At 62.1% G+C, this 20,453-nt stretch carries 20 protein-coding genes and 3 pseudogenes; 6 read left to right on the forward strand and 17 right to left on the reverse strand.

Annotated elements, in window-relative coordinates:
- Window positions 1-88: 88 nt before the first annotated feature.
- The 5 genes and pseudogenes from E3N86_RS15975 to E3N86_RS16000 form a co-directional block, all read right to left on the reverse strand.
- Window positions 89-1,462, reverse strand: a complete 1,374-nt coding sequence (locus E3N86_RS15975) for an NAD(P)(+) transhydrogenase (Re/Si-specific) subunit beta (RefSeq protein WP_104099770.1) — start codon at window positions 1,460-1,462, stop codon at window positions 89-91.
- Window positions 1,459-1,782, reverse strand: coding sequence for an NAD(P) transhydrogenase subunit alpha (locus E3N86_RS15980; protein WP_134512274.1), 324 nt, complete (start codon window positions 1,780-1,782; stop codon window positions 1,459-1,461). The genes E3N86_RS15975 and E3N86_RS15980 overlap by 4 nt, the downstream gene beginning before the upstream one ends.
- Window positions 1,782-2,939: an NAD(P) transhydrogenase subunit alpha gene (locus E3N86_RS15985; RefSeq protein ID WP_134512275.1), complete on the reverse strand. Its 1,158-nt coding sequence runs from the start codon at window positions 2,937-2,939 to the stop codon at window positions 1,782-1,784. Before E3N86_RS15985 ends, E3N86_RS15980 begins: the two co-directional genes overlap by 1 nt.
- Window positions 2,940-4,522: 1,583 nt before the next feature.
- Window positions 4,523-4,912 (reverse strand): annotated as a pseudogene (locus tag E3N86_RS15995) (transposase); the annotation flags it as partial.
- Window positions 4,908-5,174, reverse strand: a pseudogene (locus E3N86_RS16000) (recombinase family protein); the annotation flags it as partial. The pseudogenes E3N86_RS15995 and E3N86_RS16000, both read right to left, overlap by 5 nt.
- Before the next feature lie 416 nt (window positions 5,175-5,590).
- Between E3N86_RS16000 and E3N86_RS16005 the strand changes: the two are divergent.
- Complete coding sequence (locus tag E3N86_RS16005) at window positions 5,591-5,851, forward strand: hypothetical protein (protein WP_134512277.1); 261 nt, start codon at window positions 5,591-5,593, stop codon at window positions 5,849-5,851.
- 271 nt (window positions 5,852-6,122) lie between these two features.
- On the opposite strand, the gene E3N86_RS16010 is transcribed toward E3N86_RS16005, so the two are convergent.
- The 4 genes from E3N86_RS16010 to E3N86_RS17930 all read right to left on the reverse strand — a co-directional run bounded on the left by E3N86_RS16010 (window position 6,123) and on the right by E3N86_RS17930 (window position 7,818).
- Window positions 6,123-6,521, reverse strand: coding sequence for an ester cyclase (locus tag E3N86_RS16010; RefSeq protein WP_198411506.1), 399 nt, complete (start codon window positions 6,519-6,521; stop codon window positions 6,123-6,125).
- Window positions 6,522-6,608: 87 nt separating this feature from the next.
- Window positions 6,609-7,076: a GtrA family protein gene (locus tag E3N86_RS16015; RefSeq protein ID WP_158250215.1), complete on the reverse strand. Its 468-nt coding sequence runs from the start codon at window positions 7,074-7,076 to the stop codon at window positions 6,609-6,611.
- A 100-nt stretch (window positions 7,077-7,176) separates the two neighbouring features.
- Window positions 7,177-7,653, reverse strand: coding sequence for a glycosyltransferase (locus tag E3N86_RS16020; RefSeq protein WP_134512278.1), 477 nt, complete (start codon window positions 7,651-7,653; stop codon window positions 7,177-7,179).
- Window positions 7,654-7,743: 90 nt separating this feature from the next.
- Window positions 7,744-7,818 (reverse strand): hypothetical protein, encoded by a 75-nt coding sequence (locus E3N86_RS17930; protein WP_338145491.1) that lies wholly within the window; start codon window positions 7,816-7,818, stop codon window positions 7,744-7,746.
- A gap of 396 nt (window positions 7,819-8,214) precedes the next feature.
- On the opposite strand from E3N86_RS17930, the gene E3N86_RS16030 reads away from it, so the two are divergent.
- From E3N86_RS16030 to E3N86_RS17690, 4 genes and pseudogenes are all read left to right on the forward strand, one after another.
- The gene (locus E3N86_RS16030; protein WP_104099776.1) at window positions 8,215-8,649 is read left to right on the forward strand and encodes a YkvA family protein; all 435 of its coding nucleotides are present in this window, start codon (window positions 8,215-8,217) and stop codon (window positions 8,647-8,649) included.
- 233 nt (window positions 8,650-8,882) lie between these two features.
- Complete coding sequence (locus tag E3N86_RS16035) at window positions 8,883-9,866, forward strand: acyltransferase family protein (RefSeq protein ID WP_255453081.1); 984 nt, start codon at window positions 8,883-8,885, stop codon at window positions 9,864-9,866.
- A 275-nt stretch (window positions 9,867-10,141) separates the two neighbouring features.
- A pseudogene (locus E3N86_RS17685) lies at window positions 10,142-10,525 on the forward strand (recombinase family protein); the annotation flags it as partial.
- Complete coding sequence (locus E3N86_RS17690; RefSeq protein ID WP_255453082.1) at window positions 10,523-10,711, forward strand: helix-turn-helix domain-containing protein; 189 nt, start codon at window positions 10,523-10,525, stop codon at window positions 10,709-10,711. The pseudogene E3N86_RS17685 and the gene E3N86_RS17690, both read left to right, overlap by 3 nt.
- Before the next feature lie 849 nt (window positions 10,712-11,560).
- On the opposite strand, the gene E3N86_RS16045 is transcribed toward E3N86_RS17690, so the two are convergent.
- Window positions 11,561-12,682, reverse strand: coding sequence for an IS30 family transposase (locus E3N86_RS16045; protein ID WP_304990913.1), 1,122 nt, complete (start codon window positions 12,680-12,682; stop codon window positions 11,561-11,563).
- A gap of 346 nt (window positions 12,683-13,028) precedes the next feature.
- Here E3N86_RS16045 and E3N86_RS16050 point away from each other — a divergent pair, with 346 nt between their 5' ends.
- A complete protein-coding gene (locus E3N86_RS16050; RefSeq protein WP_134512280.1) occupies window positions 13,029-13,715 on the forward strand; it encodes a hypothetical protein in 687 nt (228 codons plus the stop codon).
- Window positions 13,716-13,919: 204 nt separating this feature from the next.
- On the opposite strand, the gene E3N86_RS16055 is transcribed toward E3N86_RS16050, so the two are convergent.
- The 7 genes from E3N86_RS16055 to E3N86_RS16085 form a co-directional block, all read right to left on the reverse strand.
- Complete coding sequence (locus E3N86_RS16055) at window positions 13,920-16,004, reverse strand: fructose-specific PTS transporter subunit EIIC (RefSeq protein WP_134512281.1); 2,085 nt, start codon at window positions 16,002-16,004, stop codon at window positions 13,920-13,922.
- A 249-nt stretch (window positions 16,005-16,253) separates the two neighbouring features.
- Window positions 16,254-16,580, reverse strand: coding sequence for an ATP-dependent DNA ligase (locus E3N86_RS16060; RefSeq protein ID WP_134375295.1), 327 nt, complete (start codon window positions 16,578-16,580; stop codon window positions 16,254-16,256).
- Window positions 16,573-16,944, reverse strand: a complete 372-nt coding sequence (locus tag E3N86_RS16065; protein ID WP_134375293.1) for a hypothetical protein — start codon at window positions 16,942-16,944, stop codon at window positions 16,573-16,575. Before E3N86_RS16065 ends, E3N86_RS16060 begins: the two co-directional genes overlap by 8 nt.
- A 299-nt stretch (window positions 16,945-17,243) precedes the next feature.
- Window positions 17,244-18,635, reverse strand: a complete 1,392-nt coding sequence (gene dnaB, locus E3N86_RS16070) for a replicative DNA helicase (RefSeq protein WP_104100664.1) — start codon at window positions 18,633-18,635, stop codon at window positions 17,244-17,246.
- Between the two features lie 443 nt (window positions 18,636-19,078).
- Window positions 19,079-19,528 (reverse strand): 50S ribosomal protein L9, encoded by a 450-nt coding sequence (rplI, locus tag E3N86_RS16075; RefSeq protein WP_104100663.1) that lies wholly within the window; start codon window positions 19,526-19,528, stop codon window positions 19,079-19,081.
- Between the two features lie 8 nt (window positions 19,529-19,536).
- On the reverse strand, window positions 19,537-19,800 hold the full coding sequence (gene rpsR / locus E3N86_RS16080; protein WP_035835236.1) for a 30S ribosomal protein S18: 264 nt from the start codon (window positions 19,798-19,800) through the stop codon (window positions 19,537-19,539).
- 56 nt (window positions 19,801-19,856) lie between these two features.
- A complete protein-coding gene (locus E3N86_RS16085) occupies window positions 19,857-20,360 on the reverse strand; it encodes a single-stranded DNA-binding protein (RefSeq protein ID WP_104100662.1) in 504 nt (167 codons plus the stop codon).
- Between the last annotated feature and the right edge of the window lie 93 nt (window positions 20,361-20,453).

Raw genomic sequence — 20,453 nt, forward strand, 5'->3', positions numbered from 1 at the left:
CGGAACCGCCCCGATCGGGATCAGGGTCGGGTCCCTGACTGAACCCTACCGCCCTGACCTGTGCGCCGGGGCCGGGCGGGCACCGAACTCAGAGCGCGTTGACCGCGCCGAGCACCTTCGTCAGAGAGTCCTTGGCGTCGCCGAACAGCAGCGTCGTCTTCGGGTCGTAGAGCAGCTCGTTCTCGATGCCGGCGAAACCGGGACGCATCGACCGTTTGAGGAACACCACCTGCCGGGCATCACCGACGTCGAGGATCGGCATGCCGTAGATCGGCGAGCCGGGCGACGTCTTCGCGGCCGGGTTGACCACGTCGTTGGCGCCGACGACGAGGGCGACATCCGTGTTCTTGAACTCGGGGTTGACCTCGGCCATCTCCTTGAGCGCCTCATAGGGCACATTCGCCTCGGCGAGAAGCACGTTCATGTGCCCGGGCATGCGCCCGGCCACCGGGTGGATGGCGAAGACGACCTCGATGCCGCGCGCCTCGAGGGTGGTGGCGAGTTCGGCGATGGTGTGCTGGCCCTGCGCCACGGCGAGGCCATAGCCGGGCACGATGACCACGCGCTGGGCGTAGTTGAGCAGCACCGCGACGTCTTCCGCATTGGAGCTGCGCACGGGCCGGTCGCTCTGGGCGGTCGACCCGGCGGTGGAACCGCCCTTGAACGCCCCGAACAGGATTCCGTTCACGCCGCGACCCATGGCGGATGCCATCGCCCGGGTCAGGATCGTGCCGCTGGCGCCCACGAGGGTGCCGGCCACCACAAGGAGCAGGTTGCCGAGAACAATGCCGGAGGCCGCGACGGCCAGTCCGGTGAAGGCGTTGAGCAGGGAAATCACGATCGGCACGTCGGCCCCACCGACGGGGAGCACGAGCAGTGCCCCGACGAGCAGTCCCAGCACGAGCAGACCGATAGCCCAACCGGCCGCACCGGTGGCGACGACAAAGCCTCCGGCCACAAGGGCGGCCAGCACGATGCCGCCCATCACGATCGCGAGGCCCGGGAAGATGAGAGGCCTGGAGCTGATCAGACCCTGCAGCTTGCCGACGGTGACCGCGGAGCCGGAGAACGAGACGGCGCCGATGAGCATCGTGAAGACCACGGCCACCTTGCTCCACGGGCTGTCAGTGCTGCCGAGCTCCAGCATGGCGACCAGTGCCGCGGCACCGCCGCCGACGCCGTTGAACAGCGCGACGAGCTGGGGCATCTGCGTCATCTCCACGCGCCGCGAGATGGGGGCGGCGATCGCCGACCCCACCGCGATGGCGATGAGGATGGCCGGGATGTTCTCGATCCGGGCGGAGAGGAAGACGGTGATCACGGCCAGCAGCGCGCCGGCGGCCCCGATCAGGTTGCCGCGGCGGGCGGTCTTCGGCGAGGAGAGCCCGCGCAGGGCCAAGATGAAACAGACCGCGGCGATCAGGTAGAGCAGGCTGGTCCACTCGGGGCTGAGCAGGCTCATTTCGTCGCGTCCTTCGGATCGGTCTTCGGGCCGGCGCCGGCCGGTTTGCGGGGGGCGAACATTTTGAGCATCCGGTCGGTCACGACGAAGCCACCGACGAGATTCGCGGTGGCCATCACCACGGCGAGCAGGGCGACCGCGAGCAGCCGCGGCTCCAGGGTCTGCCCAGCGACGATGATGGCTCCGATCAGGATGATGCCGTGGATGGCGTTCGCCCCGCTCATCAGTGGGGTGTGCAGGGTGCTCGAGACCTTCGAGACGACTTCGAAGCCGACGAAGACCGCCAGCACGACGACGGTCAGCAGGGTGATTGGATCCATCAGTGTTCTCCTGTCGCGGCGGCGGCCACGGCGGCGGCCGTGGGTTCGTGCCGGATGGTGCCGTCATGCGTCAGGCAGGCCCCGGCGACGACCTCGTCCGTGAAGTCGGGCGTCACCGTGCCGTCGACGGTCATCAAAGCGAGCAGGTTGGCCACGTTCTTGGCGAAAAGCCGCGAGGCGTCCGCCGGCATCGTGGAGGGGGCGTCCTTCATGCCCACGAGCGTGACGGAGCCGTCACCGACCTGGGTGGGCACCAGGGTGTCCACACCGGCGAGAACACCCTCGACGTTCCCGCCGGTCTCGGCGGCCAGGTCGATCACGACCGAGCCTGGACGCATCGCGGCCACCATCTCGTGCGTGACGAGCAGCGGGGCCGCGCGACCGGGGATGGCCGCCGTGGTGATCATGACGTCGGCTGCGGCCACGTAGGGTGCAAGCAGTTCGCGCTGGCGCACGGCACGGTCTACGCTCAGCTCCCGGGCGTAGCCACCCGTACCCTCGGCGGCGTCCAGGTCGAGGTCGACGAAGGTGCCACCCATGGAGGTGACCTCATCGGCCGAGGCCGGGCGCACGTCGTAGGCCGAGACCCGGGCACCAAGGCGCTTGGCCGTGGCGATTGCCTGCAGTCCGGCCACGCCGGCCCCGAGCACGAGCACTCGAGCCGGCGGAATCGTACCGGCCGCGGTCATGTAGAGCGGGAAGAAGCGGGGGAATCGGATGGCCGCCTCGAGCACCACGCGATAGCCGGAGACCAGCGATTGGCTAGTGAGCGCGTCCATCGACTGGGCGCGCGAGATGCGCGGAACCAGCTCGAGGGCAAAGGCCGTCGCGCCGGCCGCGGCCAGGGCGGCGACCGTGGCCAGCTCGGAGGCCGGCGACGCCAGGCCGACCGTAATCGTGCCGGGGCGGAGAGCAGCCGCGAACTCCGGGGCGAGGGGGCGCACGTGGCAGTAGACATCGAGGTCGCCCGGGGTGAGGTGCGGCACAACGGCGGCACCGGCATCCGTGTAGGCGGCGTCGCCGTGACCGGAAGGGGCGCCCGCACCGGACTCAACCAGGACCTCGAGTCCAAGGGTTGTGAGCTGGGTCACTGTCTCGGGGGTCGCCGCGACGCGGCGCTCACCTTGCAGGCGTTCTCGTCCGATGCCGACTCTCACGCGCGTCTCCTTCGTGGCGAACGGCCACGAGCGAGAACGGACCGATCCGAACGCTTGCACGGCACTTTCGTCCCCGTTCGTAGCGTAGTGGGATTCGCGTGCCGCCCGGAGAATATGACCGCGTTGCGGCGGGTGTGTAGGTTCCTGACTCAGTTGTCATTGGCTACTGCCGAAATCACGGCGAATTCTGTGCACCTGTCACCGCGCCAATCCCCGTCTACCTGTCACTATCCTCGACCGTGTCTCAACCTTGTCCTGCAGGTGGTCAAGGGGTGAGATCACCCGGCAATACCCTTATGGCATGTCAGCAGTTGAGGAAATTCTTAGCATCGTGGCTTCAATCACAGCCGCCGTCGCGATAGGCGTCTCAGTCAGTGGCGCCTTCATGCCGAACGTCGGTCTAGGTCGAATTGAACGACTCACGTCTGCGATTGAGAAGCTCTCTGGTCCAGACCAAGCGCCCTCAGCGAAGTGAGATCGCAGCTGATCAGAAACTATGTCAAAGCATCTTCTTCATGGACATTAACTGCTGACCGGATTCAAGTTGGCGTGCTAACGGCCGGTGGAACTCTGATGTTCGTTTCGCTGGGCGCGAGCTTCATCGCGGCTGCGTCAACTTCACCGGGATCGGAGGACCGGTCGAGCGCCTGGTGGATCCCTGGCTATGTCATTGGCCTGGGCACGGTGGTTGTCAACTCAATCATCTTGTTGTGTCGGAGAGCTCGTGCCAAGAAGGATCCGGAAGGACACACAACTCGATCCATCGTGACCGTTCCACAGCCGCCAGTCGGCACACCGGCTAATGCAACATCCACTGCAGCAGAAACTTGTAAGAAGCTAGACCCGCTGTATCGTTAGCGCTTGGACGCTCCATGCCTGCTACGAAATGCGTCGTCTCTCGATGCCAGAATCGAGAGTGGGGCGTGTCACGACCAACACTTCGGCGGAAGGCGAGTCCACCCGTGAGTCCGAAGCACGAAGTTGAACTGGTATGAGCCTCGCGCCGCCTCTTGGACGCGTTTGGATGCCTTCCCGACGGAGTCTACGGAGGACAGCACTCGGGCTCATCCCGAGGATCGCTGCAATTTCCCGGGCGGACTCACCCTGGTCGACGTAGTGCCGCACGGGAAACTCCCCTGAAATGTCTTTCGGGCGACGACCACAAGGAAGTGGCTGGATTCCATGTTCCTTAAATTGCCGAGAAAGCGTGGTTCTTCCGAATCCGGCGTCCTGTGCAATCCGGGTAAGAGTGTTCCCGGCGGCGGTCTCTGCGACGAAAGCACTCACCGTGAAAACTTCCCTCGCTGCGAGGTTACGGTGCCAATTCGAAGGGCGTTATTTCGGATCTCTGAAGCCGACGGCCGGTGGTTCGAGTTATCAAGCCCAATACCGTTCATTTAAGCGGTTGAGTGGCGATTTCTGGCTCGTGGAGGGGTTGTGGCCAGTGCGCGTGGTGGAAGCGTTTGGCGGGCCATTTTGAGACCTTGCGTTTGATGACGCGAGGGTTTGAACGCCGTCGTCGCGCGGGGTTCAGCCGTCGGATCAGGGCGCGTACCGCATGGCGCCAGACCGCTTTGGCGTAGTCAGGGCGCGGAGGGGAAAAAAGCGCCCTGAGCCACGGAACGGCGGGCGATGCGGAGTGCGGCGATGAAGGAGACCCGGTCAGGGTCGCGGTGAGCATGCTGGGCGGCCTCGACCATGAGGGTGCGGATCGCGTAGTGGCAACAGAGGTGCCCCCAGATTTCCTGCTTGACCAGGTCGGGGAATTTGGACCGCATCACCATGCGCGGACCGCGTTGGTGAGACTTCAGCTCGTCGAACACGGACTCGATCTCCCACCGTTCGGAATACACGGTCGCGAGTTCTTCCGCGGAGGCCTCGGCCGGATCAAGGATCGTGGTCAGCAGCCGGTCGGCGTCAGGGTTGTCGCGTCCGTCGTCGATCGTGTAGCCCACGACCCGCACGGTCAGTGGTGGTGTCGATTGCCGCCCCGGGCCCGAGGTCGGGATGATCGTGGTCTCGGCCGAGCCGGTCCAGCTTCCGAACCAGGAGCGTGTCACCATGACGCAGCGCCTTCAGGCGGGCCGCCAGGTGTGGCCGTCCGTCCTTCTTGCCGGATACCCGGTCCTCGTAGAGATCCCCTGCAGGGACGCCGGCAGCCAGGAGTGCGTCTCGTTGTAGATCAGTGCTCTGCGAACCATCAGCTTTTGACACGCGCATGCATCCGACGTGCATGCTCGACCCCTGTCATCTAAACGTTCGATTACGTGACATCACGTCCGTATCACCCAGAAACCCGAAATTTGTCACATAATCCGCCAGGCATTTCACGTGTTGCAAAGGATCAGCGCGCAAGCCAAATTGACGAGAATTACTAATGTCCTGCAGATGCTGAAACCGAGGCCTGTGAGTCTCAATGGTCAAGGGCGTTGTTTCGGCAGTTATTTGTGACCGATTTCTGAGTCATCAACCGGCTTGACACACCCCATTTGAGTCACATAGATTTTTTGCGTTGCTCTAGGCCCTGTCAGCGGATTCACTCACCACATCCAGGGAGTGCCTTGTCTACACTCGTCATTCGAGCGTCCGGGACCGCACCATGGCCAGCGCCGAGACGGAGCCGCGTCCCCCGTGACGGTGCAGGCGACCATTTGCTTCTCGAACAAGTAGCCGCCGGTGACGCACTCGCCTTCGGCTCCGTGTATGACGCCTCCGTCGCCGAAACCTATGCAATCTGCATGTACAAGTTTGCAATGCCGTCGTCGGCCGACACAGCCATGGTCAAAATATGGATCTTCCTTTGGAGCCACGCCGCCGCACTCAACGAACTGGCGGGTACAACAAAATCCATCGTGCTGTGTCCACTGCCTGGGCCGTCATCTCGCAGCGCCGCAGAAGCCTCCGTCAGCTGATTACCCGTAAGATCCGCTAGGTCAGCTCGTCCTCATAAGACCAACAAAACGCGCGGCAAAACGATACGCGCAATGTTGGTAGCGGCAACGAATTTACGAGCCACCCCTACCTACGCGCCAGCGTTGACGGATCGGAGGCGCTACCAGGCACACCAGTACAGTTCTGCCTGCGTGCCCAGTGCGCGATCAAGGCCGTCTCGCGTCATAAACCATAGTCAAATAAGCGTCCTCCGCCCTACTCCTTCTGATTAGGCACGCCAGTTATCGCAGGTTACGGTGCCAGGCCGAGTTGTTGGAGCATGCCCTGTTCGTCGCTGCTACCCCAACGCTCGACAAGTTTCCCGTTCTCGAACCGGCTGATTTGCATGCCACGAACAGACATCGTTTTCCCGCTAGCCGGGTGGCCCATGAGAGGGCCCTGGTGGGTGCCGGTGAGAGTGTACGCGAATGCGACGTCGGTGTCGTTCGCGACGAGGCGCTCGACTTCGATGTGCAGGTCGGGGAAAGCGGCAATCATCTCGCCGAAGAACGCTTTGTAGCCTGCGTGGCCCGGGCCCTGGCCCGGGGCCGGGTCGTTGTCGACTGCGTCTTCGGCCACGAGGTCATTGAGAAGGTCGAGTTCTCCGCTGTTCACGGCGTCACCAAACTTCTGCTGTGCAGCAATATTCACTTCTTGACTCATGTGTTCGCTCTCTTCCCAGAATTAATCATGGATGGGTTTGTGTGGGCCACGAGGTGACCATACCGCCGTTGACGTTCAACGTTGGGAGTGGTGAAAGAATCTGAGCATGAATCCGATGCCGATGAGGACGGCCTGCATTGCAATTCCTGGCAGTGTCGTTGTCTCGACGACGGCCCAGAGCACAGCGGTGCGAACCGTCGCCTCGACGCCGTTGAAGGCGAAGGATCGGGCAAATCGGATACATCCGGATGCGGCAGGTCCTCGGAGGTCTCGGAAGTCGAATCGCTCTTGGAGGAGGAAATTGCCGACGATTGTGACGGCTGCAGAGATGATTGCAGCAGCGATGTACCACACGCCGAGAGCCTGCAGTCCTGCCATGATGAGCAGGTTCGTTACCGCGCCAGCTGCGCCGATGTTGACAAAGCCGGAAAGGTGACCGAAGCGGAGTGCGGCAAGTTGCGTGACGAAGCGGACCCCTTGCTGGAAGTCGGCTCTGGATACACCGGCTTGTCGTTCGTCGAAAACGAACGGTTCCTCCACCACGGTGCCGTATTGCGGGCCAGAATCTCGAGCAGTATTTTGAATCCTCGTGGCTGCAACGCTGATATATCTATGGTGGCGCGGTGTACGGCGAAAAAGCCTGTCATCGGGTCGGTGCAGTTCTGCAGCCTGACGGGAGCATTGCGCGTGCCAGGAGGTTTGCTGCGGTGGAGACGATATGGCGGGATGCGCCTGCGAGCCCGCCGGATGAACCGTCGTCAAGGTTCCGGGAGGCGACAACCACATCTTCGTGTTCGCTAGCAGCTGCGGCTAGCAGAATCGGAATCATCTCGGGAGGGTGCCGCAGATCACCGTCCATCACGATGCACCCCTTCCCGTCGCTGGCGGCAATGCCCTCGAGGACCGCGCCCGCTAAGCCGCCGGTGGGTGTAATTCGGTGGATGATGCGGACGGGGAGGCGGGCGGTGTTGCCGACGTGAACTATTACCTGCGGTGTGTCGTCCGAAGAGACGAAGATGATTTCCGCGTCGTAATTGGTTGTGGCGTCACTAATCCGTGCGGCGAGCTCAGCGATGCTCGGTGCCACATTGTAGGTGGGTATCACGATCGAAACGGCCATCAGCGGGTCATTCCTTTCCTGTCCGGGGCGAGGCGAGCGTTCTTGTTCGCCGCTAGCGGGAGGCGAGGTAGAGCCGGTGGGCGGTGATGATTATCGCGAGCTACGCCAGTCCGACGTGGTCTTGCCCGCCCCGTTGTGCCCGAGCAACCCGAATACTTCTCCCATCGGCACCTCGAGAGCGAGGTCGGCTAACGCCGCCGGGAACCGAAGGACCGCAACAGGCCCCTGATAGTTATTGCCATCTTTGTCATAAAACTGACGCTATTGACACCACCGTGAGAAGAAAGTGAGAGAGCCAACGCTCACCGAGAGAGCCATCGACGCCCGTGTCAAGGGCGGGCTCCCCAGCGGTCGGCTCGACAAACGCCAAGCAGCACCGAGTGGGACACACTTGAGTCGGTACAACTGGTGGACCCCATCTCGGTTCACAGCAATAACCGCCAAGGCCGACGAGGAAGTGGGTGATAGTCGGTTGGAATGCGATTGGAGTTGGAATACTTTGCTGCGACGAACGCTAAGACGCTCGTGGTTTTCGTCACGGGGGGCGTGAATGATGACTGAATGGTGGCAGTTCGCGCTAGCGCCCTGGGAAGCCTCGCACTCTTCTGGCTCGCGCTCGTGCTTTTCCTCTGGATTGAATCCACGCGTCACCTAAGAGGTGCATCGCTCAAGGATTTGTTGCGGCTCGTGCCCGATACTTCGCATCTCCTTCGGCGGCTCGCGAGCGATCATTCAGTGTCCATGGGCGTGCGAATATGGCTCCACATTCTTCTCTTTCACCTTCTATTTCCCATTGATGTGATCCCTGACTTCATCCCGGTTCTGGGATATGCTGACGGAGCCCTTATTGTCGCGATCGCGCTGCAGTTCGCGACCCAACAAGCAGGTAGCGTCGCGATCAAACGCCACTGGCCTGGTGCGCCGGAAGGACTAGCCGCGGTACTGCGACTAGCTGGCCTGCACCAAGGGGAGGCATCTGATCATCATGGGGTTTGAGGCGCCGAAGGTACGATGCATCCGCACCGATAGTTGCGCTGGACAGTTTGTTGGACATTACCTATGTCCTCGTCCATGGTCGAACGATGACGACTTCCCAGTGAATATTGGGAGGAAGATCTATCAGCAGTAGCGGGCAAGACGACGGTGGGACCAACGAGAAAAAATTCCTATCGACGGGAGCGCGCGTCCGTGCTGGCTTCCACGGAGGCCGCTCCGTGTCCCTCGACGCTGTGCGCGTGTTCGCAATGCTCGCAATCGTGGCCGGCCACATCTGGGTAGACGGTCCAGCACGACCATTTCTTTACAGTTGGCATGTACCGATCTTTTTTTTGCTCTCCGGCTATCTCTGGAAGGTCGGTCGGTCGTTCAACCGGGAGGTTAGGAACCGGGTCAGGTCCCTCCTCATCCCCTACGCGGTCTGGCTCGTGCTGCTTGGAACGGTCACCTTAGGGACCGAAAGTGTGGAGGGCGGCTTCGATCCGATCAGGCTCGCGCACCTTCTCTGGGGCGGCCAGTTCGCGACCGATGGGCCCTTTTGGGCGATGTGGTTTGTGACAGCGTTGTTCTTCGCCGCTGTCATCTATTGGCCTGTGTCACGGTTGCCGCTACCCGGGCAGTGGGCCATCGCCGCGATACTTTTCATCGCGGCGGCGTACATCCCGGGACATCCTGCACGATTCCTGCCGTTGAGCCTGGGGCTCGCCCTTGCGTGCATCATCTTCATCGTTGCCGGGCGTTCGATGCGGCGGGCCCGGGGTATGGTGCGGCACCCGATTGTCACTGGTGTCGTGTTGCTTGCGGTTTCCTTTACCCTCATCGTTCTGGGATGGTCGCAGCCGCTTGATTTGAAGCGGCTCGATGTGGGTACCCCGGTCGTGAGCATAGTGGTGGCCGTCGCACTTTCCTTCGGCTTCATTCTCATTACAGAGGGTCTGCTGGGCGGCGATTCTGTTGGGGAGGATGCCAAACCCAGTGTCAGACGAAAGAGCCGAGTCGACGGCATTGGCCAGCTCTCGCGAGTGGTCACTCAACTTGCCCGGGCGTCATTAACGGTGCTCTTTATCCACCCTGCGGTGGTCACAGGCCTCCACTCATTGGGTCTATCGAAACCCGTGGTCTACCTGCTCACGATCGGAATCGCTTGGCCGGTGGGACTGCTGTTGCTGCGCCTCCCCCACAGCCGCGCTATCACCGGCCTCAAGCCAGCACACTGACCAGAGGAGAATGGCGTAAACATGCGAGCTCGGAACGCTGCGCCGCGGACGCCGCAACGACTTTCAATCCGAGTGCCGAACTGAACGTAAAACCTCGAAGCCGAACCGCTCCATATCCTTGAAAGTGGAACGCCTCCTACGGCGGAGTTTAGAATTTCGACACGCTGTGGAAATTCGTTCCAAAAGTTAGGTTCGAAAAGGTCTTTCGTTTCTCTCGTACAAAAACGACTTCCGGTACGGCCGCTGTGGATATTGGCTAAACTCGCGTCTCGACTGCCAAGCAAGACCTCGACCGGCAGCTCGACGCGCTCGGCACCGTCGGGATCCCCGCCGATCAGGTCTACGTCGACAAGAAATCAGGCTCGACGACAAACCGACCGGGGCTAACGGCGGCTCTCAAAGTCGCTCGATACGGCAATGTAATCGTGGTGCACACCCTGGACCGTCTCGGCCGAACTGTTCGAGACACGCTAAACATGATCCACGACCTGCGCGAACGTGGCGTCGGGGAACGAAACCTAGCCGATCCGATTCGGGTCGACTCCGCCAATCCGGATGATTCGATGTCGCAGCTAGCCGTAGTCATGCTCGCCTTATTCGGACAGATGGAGCGCATCTATTCGCTCGAACGTGCTGCCCATGCCCGTGCAGTTGCGATGAGCAAGGGCCGGCGCATCGGGCGCCCCAGCGTCGTGGATCCCACAAAACTCGCCTACGCTGATCACCTGCGCAACGCGGGGCACACAATCCCCGACATTGTTTCTAAGACCGGCATCACGAAATCGAGCCTGTACCGCATTCTGCCTCCACGACGGGCTGACCCTGCTCCAGGTGCAGACGAGTAGAACGCAAGATCGACGAACCTGATGCAAAAGATTTGCCCATGATCCCGAATGAAATAGCCGACGTCTTCAGCAAAATCGACGTTCCCGTGCTCGTCGCTCTCATCACGACTCTCGTCGTAGAGTACTTTGCTACGCCCGATTGGAGGCCAAAAAATCACGGCTCATCCGTGATCGCCAGCAGATCGATGAGGTCATCTTCGCATTTCAGAAGGCAGCGATGCTCGCTCCGGCATTGCTTCCCGACGAATACATAACTCATCACCCAAACACGAGCGCGGTGAAACGACGCCAAATTGAAAGGCTCGCGCCAGCGGTCGACGCGCTTTTCGACGCGACAGCGCGGTTGCCCTCGCAATTCATAGCCAGACATTCCTGGCAGGTGGGAGCGGCGAGCTTCTTCGTGGCCTACTTTGCTGGCTTAGTTTGGTCAGAGCTGGAGTCTGAACGGCCCAACGGCGATCACCTCCGCGCAGCTGGCAGTGACATCAGCGAGTTCGACGCGAGTTCGCGGCACACGCGAGTTTTCACGACAGTCAGGAGCCGTGGATCAAATGGGCCTTCTCGAGGCGCTTCATGCGGGTTGATTACAAAGAGCAAGCGGAGGCCGTAATTGCCAAACACGGCCTCGAACTATCCAAGTAGCGCTCACGCCGGGCGGAGGGGTGACGAATCCTTTAATGAGCAGGGTCTGAGACCCTTGCGTGTCAGTGCCAAGAAGATCGAGCTTGAACCCCATCTGGCAGGGTTTCTGTGGAGTTTGGAGATAAATGGCGGCGCCCTGTGAAGCTCGATGTCGCATTATCGGGCTTCGAGTCGTCTTACATCTCATGTGTTTCGACACAGGCGGATTCAAGTGGTGTCTGCAACACCGGTTTGATTTGTTGGGTTCGAGATTAGCGTGGCGAGGACTTCTGCGGGCGTTCGGTAGCCATGGCGTTTGCGGGGCCGGGGGTTGAGCTCCGCGGCAACGTTTTCCAGTATCCCGGGCCCGTGGAAGGACAGGTCGGTACCCTTCGGAAAGTACTCGCGCAGGAGCCCGTTGGTGTTCTCGTTGCTGCCACGCTGCCAGGGCGAGTGCGGATCGCAGAAATAGATCGGCATCCCGGTCGCCATCGTGATTTCCTGGTGTCGGGGCATCTCCGCTCCCTGATCCCAGGTGGTCGAACGGCGCAGCTGTTCCGGGAGAGTGTTCATCGCGACGATCATCGCGTCGGCCACCGTGCGAGCGGTGTGATCCCCGGGCAGATGCAGCAGCATCACGTATCCCGTGGTCCGTTCGACGAGTGTTCCGATCGCGGACTTCGACGAGGTCGAGCCGATGATCAGGTCGCCCTCCCAGTGCCCAGGAACGGCGCGGTCCTCGATCTCCAGCGGGCGGTCGGAGATCATCACCATCTCCCGGAATCTCTGCGGCCGCGGACCCTCCGGCCTCTGCGGCCGCCGTGTTACGCGCCCTGAGCGCAACGCGGTGGCAACTTCCAGGCGCAACGATCCGCGGCCCTGCACGTAGAGGGCCTGGTAGATCGTCTCGTGTGACACCTGCATCTCCGGATTCTCCGGATGCTCGACTTTCAGTCGGCCCGTGACTTGTTCCGGGCTGAACCGATCGGTGAGCATCGTGGTGACCTGTTCCCGTAACGCTAACCCGTCCAGCTTCTGGGCTCTGGGCCGGCGAGCCCGCGCCCAGGTTTGCTCCTGCGCGAGCGACGGCACGTAGCGGCCAGTGACCTTGTTTCTGGCCACCTCCCGGCTGATCGTTGATGGCGCCCGGCCCAGAGCCGCGGCGATGCGGCGCACCCCTTGACCGCGGGCGAGCTGGAATCCGATCTCTTCGCGCTCTCGCAACGATAAGAGTCCGGCACGGGCAACACTGAAATCCTGAACCGGTGATGGCAGCACCTTCTGATGCTGGCTTAACCAACGATACCCAGTCGGTCGCGACACCCCAGCAGCCTGCGCCGCGACGGCCACCGATAGCCCCGCGTCCAGCCCATCCCAAAACGACAAACGGACGCTCAAAGGCGACCACGGTCGAGCCATCGACAACACCCCACAGAACTCAGGGTGTTGCTCTCACCACCTGAACTCGACACACCGAGGTTACGGGACACCCCACACATGAATCTGACTGCATTTGGCGAATTGGGCGGTGCCTAGTGTCTCAAGGGTTGCCGGACGCAATCTCACCGCTGCCCCCATCACCTTGGTGAGCAGCAATGCTGCCGCGTCATGACCGCATCACCAGCCCTAACGGCGTGTGATTTCCGACCCCTGTTGTTGCTACCGCTCCGGGTCACCCCATGGGTAGGCTCGGCTCATGACCTCTGGAGCGGTAGTCAACACGTCGTCGCTCGGCAAAGCCGTGCGGTTTGTCGACGTGCCCACCTCGCTGCCAATGAAGATCGGGATCTGGGGCCTTGCAATCATCGCGATCGGGTTCATCGCCGTGGTCCTCAGCGACCTGTTGGTTGGCGCAGATGGCCAGTTCGCCGATCGAATGTCGTTCCAACAAACAGGCCGGATCGGGCTGGTGGGGCTTGGAGTGCTTGTCGCCCTGATTTTCTTGGGCACCGCCGTATTCCAGCGCGCCAAGTTGCGAGCGGCAAAGGCGGTTCGACCCGACGCCTTTGTCTTCATGACGCAGCGCACCCCGGCACTCATCGACGCCCTGAAGACGATTGGGACCGACCGACCGCGACTGCGCCAGCATTTCGTGGTCACGCTCGGACCGAAAGGAATCGAGCTTTGGGGTCGCGGACGAACCGATGTCCCTCGAATGGCCCTGCCCTGGAACGACATTGATTACGCCCATCCCGGCCGACACATGGTCGAAATAGGAAATATCAGCGTCGCGGTTCTGGCCCTCCGCATTTTTCAGACTGTCGATGGGCGCCGGCTAGATCTACCGTTTCCGATTTTCGGTCCGCAAGGCATCAATCGCGCAGGAACTCATGATGCCAACAAGGTGCTCGATGCCTGCTCCCGCTATACGAGCATCGCCTGACCGACCGCAGCGACCTGAATCAGTCGCGGTTCCCGACAACAAATTCGGTAAACGAAAACATCAGCCAGTGCCCCGCTAGACGTTCCTTCGTGACACCCAACCTGGCAGGCCGAAATCGTTGAGTTTTCGACCCGAAGCCGCGGCGTTTCTGGTCTGCTGGAGACTAAGCGCTCGGGTTTGCCGATGCGTACCATCGGCAGGCTCCTAGAACGCGTCGGGTGCGACCGTCTTCGCGCCGACTTGCAGGGCCAGCGCCTCGAGTACGTGCGCGGGGGTCGTGGCGGCCTGGAGGGCGTCGCGGAAGGTGGGCTTTATCAGGGCGCGGGATAGCTGGGCGAGTACCTTCAGGTGCTCGGTTCCGGCCTCCGCCTCCGGGACGGCGATCATGAAGATCAGCGTGGCCTTGGAGCCGTCGGCTGAGTTCCAGTCGATGCCTTGCGTGCTGCGGGCGAAGGCGAGTACCGGGGCGGTTACACCGTCCGACTTTGCGTGGGGGATCGCGATGCCGTCGCCGATGCCCGTCGTGCCGTGCTTCTCGCGGGCGAGGGCGGCCTGGGTCACCAGGGTCTCGTCGGTGACGCGGCCGGTCTTGCTCATCAGGCTGGCGAGGGTGCTGATCATCGCATCCCGGTCGGTCTCGTCGACGTCGAGCACGATCGTGCGTTCGTCGATATAGTCGAGCACCGTCTTCTTCGCCGGGGGCATAGGCGACGATTCGGACTCGGACGCGACCGAGCCGACCGTGCCGGCATCCGCGTCCGATGGGCCCGTGGGCGCGGGGACAGGACCGGAAGCCCCGGCGGCGGTGCCCGTGGCCGCACCCGTCGCTGCAGCGTGGCGGGTCGACTTGCGCGCGGAAATGCCGAGCAGCAGCACCGAAACGAGGGCGGTGACGACGGCGCCGGTGAGCAAGGCCGCGAAGTACATCGGCACCCCGGAGACCGCACCGAAGACGGCGACGATTGGGCCACCGTGCGGTACGGAGTTGGTGACCCCGAACAGGGCGGCAATGCCTCCGGCCATGGCGCCACCGATCATGTTCGCCGGGATGACCTGCAGCGGCTTGGCCGCGGCGAGCGGAATCGCGCCCTCGGTGATGCCGAAGAATCCCAGGAACAGTGCGGCGATGCCGGCTTCACGCTCTGGTTTGGAAAAGTAGCGGCCGCGGATCAGGGTGGCCAAGCCCATCCCGAGCGGCGGGACGGCGATCGCGGCGGCGACCATGCCCATCGGGGCTGAGTTCCCCTCCGCGATCAATGCTCCACCAAAGAGGAATGCGGTCTTGTTGATCGGGCCGCCCATGTCGAAGGCGACCATGGCGCCGAGAATCAGGCCAAGCACGATCGCGCTGCCACCCTGCAGGCCGGTGAGGAACGTGGTCATGCTGGAGAAGACCCAGCTGATCGGCTGGCCGAGGGCGAGCACGAAGGCGCCGCCGACGATCACGGTGGTGAGCACGGGGATCACGAGGATCGGCATGATCGGCTTGATAAAGCGGTGTACGGGAATTTTCTTGATGCCGAGGGCGACGAAGCCGACCAGGAAACCGGTGATGATGCCGCCAATAAAGCCGGCGCCTGATTCGGAATTGTAGAAGGCCCCGGTCGTGGCGATCCAGCCACAGATCATGCCCGGTGCGAGCCCGGGCCGGTCGGCGATGGCGTAGGCGATGAAGCCAGAGAGGATCGGCACCATCAGGGTGAAACCGAGTCCGCCGATCTGGTTGAGCGTCAGCCAGAAACTGCCCTCCGGGATGACGAGCCCATTCGGGGTCGCCTCGCCGCCGAAGGAGAGCGAGATGGCGATCAGGAGCCCGCCGACCACAACGAACGGGATCATGTACGACACGCCGTTCATCAGTGCGCGGTACAGGGTGCTTCCGAAGTCGGCCTTGCCGCTGTTCGAGGGCGTGGCGTCCCGGCTGGAACTGTCGCCGACGGTGGACGGCTCGGCGGCGAGGGCGTCCCGGATCAGGGCGGCGGGGCGGTGAATGCCGTCGGCGACCCCGACGGAGACGATCCGCTTGCCCACGAAGCGCGAGGCATCGATCTTGGTGTCGGCCGCGATCACGATTGCGTCCGAACGGTCGATGTCGTCCTGGCTGAAGGTGCCTTCGACGCCGACCGAGCCGTGCGTCTCGACCTTCATCTCGTAGCCCAACTCAGCCGCTGCGCTCTCGAGCTTCTCGGCCGCCATGTAGGTGTGCGCTATGCCCGTGGGGCAGGCGGTGATCCCGAGAATCAAGAGTCTCGGTGGCACCGTGCTCGCTTCGAAGAGAGGTTGGGACATGGCTAAGCCGTCCTTCCGGGGCGAGGCCGACCGGAACTTCCGCGGACACCACAGCCCAAGTTCATAAATTTAGCCGAGTTTATCACTGCCACGAAAGTGGGTGCGTGCCCTAGCCCTTTGACCTGATGGAGCCCCTGAGGGCGAGTGCGTCCGTCGCAATCCGGGCCATCGACACGACGTCACGCATCCATTGGCCCTGACCCCGCTGGCAGGCTTCACGCCGGGAGCCAGGGTGGAGTAGTCAGGCAATTATCGATCGCGTGCGGGCGTCTCCAACTCGGCCGGTTCCGGCGTTACCCGCAGGCCGCCTGGTGTGTTTGACAGACGCACCAATTCCTCGACCCAAGCACGGTTTAGGAGAGGTTCCTTATTGCCGAAAAAGTCGAATTGAAGCGGAATCGTTGGGTGGATCCAAATGGTGCTGTGACCGTGTCCTGATGCCGCCGAGTATTCCCACGAAAACGTGAAACTTTCCCCTCGGCGTACCTTGGACAAAATGACGATCTTGAGGTGAGCGAGCACCCGGTCGTCGAAATCGACGGAGATCGACGGAGTCCCGTAGATAAATTTACCCATGAATGCTCCCAAGTCCGTTGTCGATTTCGTTAGCGACAAGGTTAAAGTCCTTGGCCGTCCGACCAGCGTCGCCTGTGGTTTCGACGGTGCCGGTAATTCCGATCATCGGCATTTCAGGTAACGGGAAACGCGTCGCCTCATCTTCCTCCGTCATCCCTTCGACGTCGACATCGACGACGTCGAATTGACTGGTTGGGCTGAGAGTTAGCGTGTGCACGGATGTCTCGTCGTTCTCGTCGAGCACGGTGACATCCACAGCCACACTATTGTCGCTATCGGCCACTGAGGTGACGTAGTCGAGAAGCGCTGATGTGATGCTGTTGCTCGTGACAATGGAGCCGCCGATATATGTTATGCGCTTCATGCGGTGATGCTAGCTGATTGTTGTGCCCCGCGCACGCCGATGGTCCACCGGCGCAGGCCAGCGGGAGAAGGCTGGCCTCGCGAAAGGCTGCCCCGACGCCGGCGGGCCCTGGCGATTCCCGCGAGTGAAGGTTGAAGCCGTGCGGCGCTCCAGTCCATCCACAGGGCCGCTACTGACTGACGCGGTGGGCGAGTCACGCCAAGCTGTTTCGACTTTCGAGGTTTGCTAGTTGTCATCACTGACAAGCGATGGACAACAAGATCAGGATTATGACATGTAGATCAGGAACCTAAAGGGTGTCAGGCGCCCGGCACCATATCGGCGAAGCGGGAGTAGTGGCCGTGGAACGCGACCGTGACGGTGCGCGTGGGGCCGTTACGGTGCTTGGCGACGATCAGGTCCGCCTCGCCGGCGCGCGGATTGTCCTTCTCGTACGCGCTCTCGCGGTGCAGCAGGATGACCATGTCGGCGTCCTGCTCGAGCGAACCGGACTCGCGCAGGTCTGAGATGGCCGGCATCTTGTCCGCGCGCTGTTCGGGACCACGGTTGAGCTGGGAGAGGGCAATAACGGGAACCTGTAGCTCCTTGGCCATCAACTTGAGCGCGCGGGAGAACTCACTGACCTCCTGCTGGCGCGACTCGACTTTCTTGCCCGACGTCATCAGCTGCAGGTAGTCGATGATGACCATCTTGAGGCCGACCCGTTGCTTCAGCCGGCGGCACTTGGCCCGGATCTCGACCAGGGTCATGTTGGGGCTGTCGTCGATGTAGAGCGGGGCGTCGTTGATGCGACCGCGGGTGGCGGCAATGGTGGTCCAGTCGCGCGCGTCGACGGCGCCCTTGCGCATGCTCTGCAAGGGCACGGATGCTTCGGCCGCGAGCAGACGCATCGCGATTTCGCTGCGGCCCATTTCCAGGGAGAAGAAAATGCTGGGCATGTCGTGCTTGATGGAGGCTGCCCGGGCGAAGTCGAGGGCGAGCGTGGACTTACCCAGCGCCGGACGCGCCGCCACGATGATCAGCTGGCCGGGATGGAAGCCGTTGGTGAGCTCGTCCATATCGGCGAAGCCGGTGGGAACACCGGTCATCTGACCGTCTTTGAGCTTGGCAGCCTCGATCTCCTCGATCGCGGCTGTGACCGCGTCGGTCAGCGGCACATAGTCTTCGGTTTCGCTGCCACCCGTGACGGCATAGACCTCGGCCTGGGCGGTATTGACCAGATCCAGCACCTCGCCCTCACCGGAGTAACCCATCTGGGCGATGCGGGTGCCGACCTCGACGAGGCGCCGGAGGAGAGCGCGTTCGGCGACGATCGAAGAGTAGAAACCGGCGTTGGCCGCGGTCGGCACGAGGCTCGTGAGCGTGTGCAGGTAGTCCGCGCCGCCGGCCCGGGACAGCTCGCCGAGCTTGGTGAGCTCGTCGGTGACGGCGATAACGTCGGTCGGCTCGCCCTGCGCGTAGAGCGACAGGATCGCGTCGAAGATGATCTCGTGCTTGGGGATGTAAAAGTCTGCGGCGCGCACGGTCTCGACGACGTCGGCGACGGCATCCTTGCTCAGCATCATGCCGCCGAGCGCGCTCTGCTCGGCCAGGAGATCGTGCGGGAGCGTGCGCTCGGTGTGCCGGGCTTCCAGTCCGCCGCGTGAGTCTGCCCCGCGTTTGTCCGCCAGACCCAAGTGAGAGATCGACACTCGTGCCTCCTTTACTCGTGGTGCAGTTCTATCAGGGCCCACCGACATCGCTGCCGGGCACTGTGCACACCTCGATTGCGGTCGCGTGCCCACCATACGGACCCGGCTCGGCAGAGAACAAACCGCCCTGTGGATAAGCCTGTGGGCAATCTGGGCGAAACGCCGCGTGTCTTGTGCACAACCTGTGGAATCAACTGTGGACAACTTAAGTTTTTTGTCGGATAAATACAGTTTGATCAGGTATTAATTTTATTCACAGTGTCGTGTAGAAAACCTGTCTAAAGTACGTGTTGAATCTTGTCGAGCTGTGAGAAAACCTGTGTACAGCGCCTCATGTTTTGGGACTAAAATCACCCCCGATTGGGTGTGTGGCATCGCTTAAACAGGTGTGGCGGTGGGTTCCTTTCGGAACCCACCGCCACACGGGTGTAAAGCTGTAGAGCTTACTTGGCAGCTACCACCAGCAGTGTGATGGTCGCACTCAGTTCGTCACGAAGACGAACCGTTGCCTGGTGTTCACCCGTCATCTTGATCGGGCTGAGCTCGATTTTGCGCCTGTCGAGGGCACCGAGACCCGCTGCGGCAACTGCATCCGCAACATCCGTGGTCTTGACGGAGCCGAAAAGGCGTCCGCCTTCGCCGGCCTTGACGACCAGCTTGACCTTGGCGTTCTCGAGTGCAGCCTTGAGAGCCTGCGCCTCTTCGAGGGTGGCGTGCTCGCGGGCTACGCGAGCGGCCTTGATCTGCTGAATCTGCTTCTCGCCACCGCGAGTCCAGGAAACAGCAAATCCCTGCGGGTAGAGGTAGTTGCGGGCGTACCCGTTCTTGACCTCGACGATGTCACCGGGTGCACCGAGGCCGGAGACCTCGTGCGTCAGAATGATTTTTGACATGAGGTGTCCTACCTGCCTGAACCGGCGTAGGGCAGCAGCGCCATTTCGCGAGCGTTCTTGACGGCGCGGGCGATAAGACGCTGCTCCTGAACGGAAACACCGGTGATACGACGGGCGCGGATCTTTCCACGCTCGGAGATGAACTTGCGGAGGGTGGGGACATCTTTGTAATCGATGACACCAACCCGGATCGACTTCGCGGGAGCGGCATTCTTGCCACCCTTAGCACCGCGGAGCGGCTTGCGGCGGTCGCCGCTCGACTTTCCAGCCATGATTTCCTTACTTTCTCAAAGAAGTGTTTTTCAGCCAACAGCCTGTAGGGCTCGGCTTAGAAGGGTGTCTCGTCGCTGAAGTTTCCCGGAGTGTTCCAGACATCTCCACCGGTGTTCGCGGCGGGGGCGCTGGCAGCCCAGGGCTCGTCGTTCGAGGCAACGGCAGGTGAGCCACCGCCTCGAGGAGAAGACGATGACTGCGCGCGAGTGAGCTGAGCGGTGGCGTATTTCAGCGAAGGACCGATTTCATCGATCTCGAGCTCCATGCTCGTTCGCTTCTCGCCTTCCTTCGTCTCATACGAACGCTGCTTGAGACGCCCGGAAGCGATGACACGGGTACCCTTAGTCAGTGAACCAGCTACGTGCTCGGCGAATTCACGCCAAACGCTCGCGCGCAGGAAGAGCGACTCGCCATCTTTCCACTCACTGGTCGCGCGATCGAAATTGCGCGGAGTGGATGCGATGGTGAAGTTGGCAACCGCCAGCCCGTTCTGCGTGTACCGCAGCTCCGGATCGCTGGTCAGGTTGCCCACCACGGTAATTACGGTCTCGCCGGCCACGGGCTACTTGACGCTTGCCTTGTCGGCGGACGCGGCCGGCGCGGGAGCAACAGCTTCTGCCGTGGCAGGAGCGTCGACAACCGGGGCTTCGAC

This window comes from Cryobacterium sp. Hz7 (assembly GCF_004402815.1).
GTDB lineage: Bacteria > Actinomycetota > Actinomycetes > Actinomycetales > Microbacteriaceae > Cryobacterium > Cryobacterium sandaracinum.

Bases quoted from the DNA above. Each gene is read 5' to 3' on its own strand.
- E3N86_RS15975 (WP_104099770.1), bottom strand. From the start codon at position 1,462: ATGAGCCTGCTCAGCCCCGAGTGGACCAGCCTGCTCTACCTGATCGCC.
- E3N86_RS15980 (WP_134512274.1), bottom strand. From the start codon at position 1,782: ATGGATCCAATCACCCTGCTGACCGTCGTCGTGCTGGCGGTCTTCGTC.
- E3N86_RS16020 (WP_134512278.1), bottom strand. From the start codon at position 7,653: ATGGCCGTTTCGATCGTGATACCCACCTACAATGTGGCACCGAGCATC.
- E3N86_RS16030 (WP_104099776.1), top strand. From the start codon at position 8,215: ATGGTGGCAGTTCGCGCTAGCGCCCTGGGAAGCCTCGCACTCTTCTGG.
- E3N86_RS17690 (WP_255453082.1), top strand. From the start codon at position 10,523: ATGAGCAAGGGCCGGCGCATCGGGCGCCCCAGCGTCGTGGATCCCACA.
- E3N86_RS16050 (WP_134512280.1), top strand. From the start codon at position 13,029: ATGACCTCTGGAGCGGTAGTCAACACGTCGTCGCTCGGCAAAGCCGTG.
- E3N86_RS16055 (WP_134512281.1), bottom strand. From the start codon at position 16,004: ATGTCCCAACCTCTCTTCGAAGCGAGCACGGTGCCACCGAGACTCTTG.
- E3N86_RS16060 (WP_134375295.1), bottom strand. From the start codon at position 16,580: ATGGGTAAATTTATCTACGGGACTCCGTCGATCTCCGTCGATTTCGAC.
- E3N86_RS16065 (WP_134375293.1), bottom strand. From the start codon at position 16,944: ATGAAGCGCATAACATATATCGGCGGCTCCATTGTCACGAGCAACAGC.
- rplI (WP_104100663.1), bottom strand. From the start codon at position 19,528: ATGTCAAAAATCATTCTGACGCACGAGGTCTCCGGCCTCGGTGCACCC.
- rpsR (WP_035835236.1), bottom strand. From the start codon at position 19,800: ATGGCTGGAAAGTCGAGCGGCGACCGCCGCAAGCCGCTCCGCGGTGCT.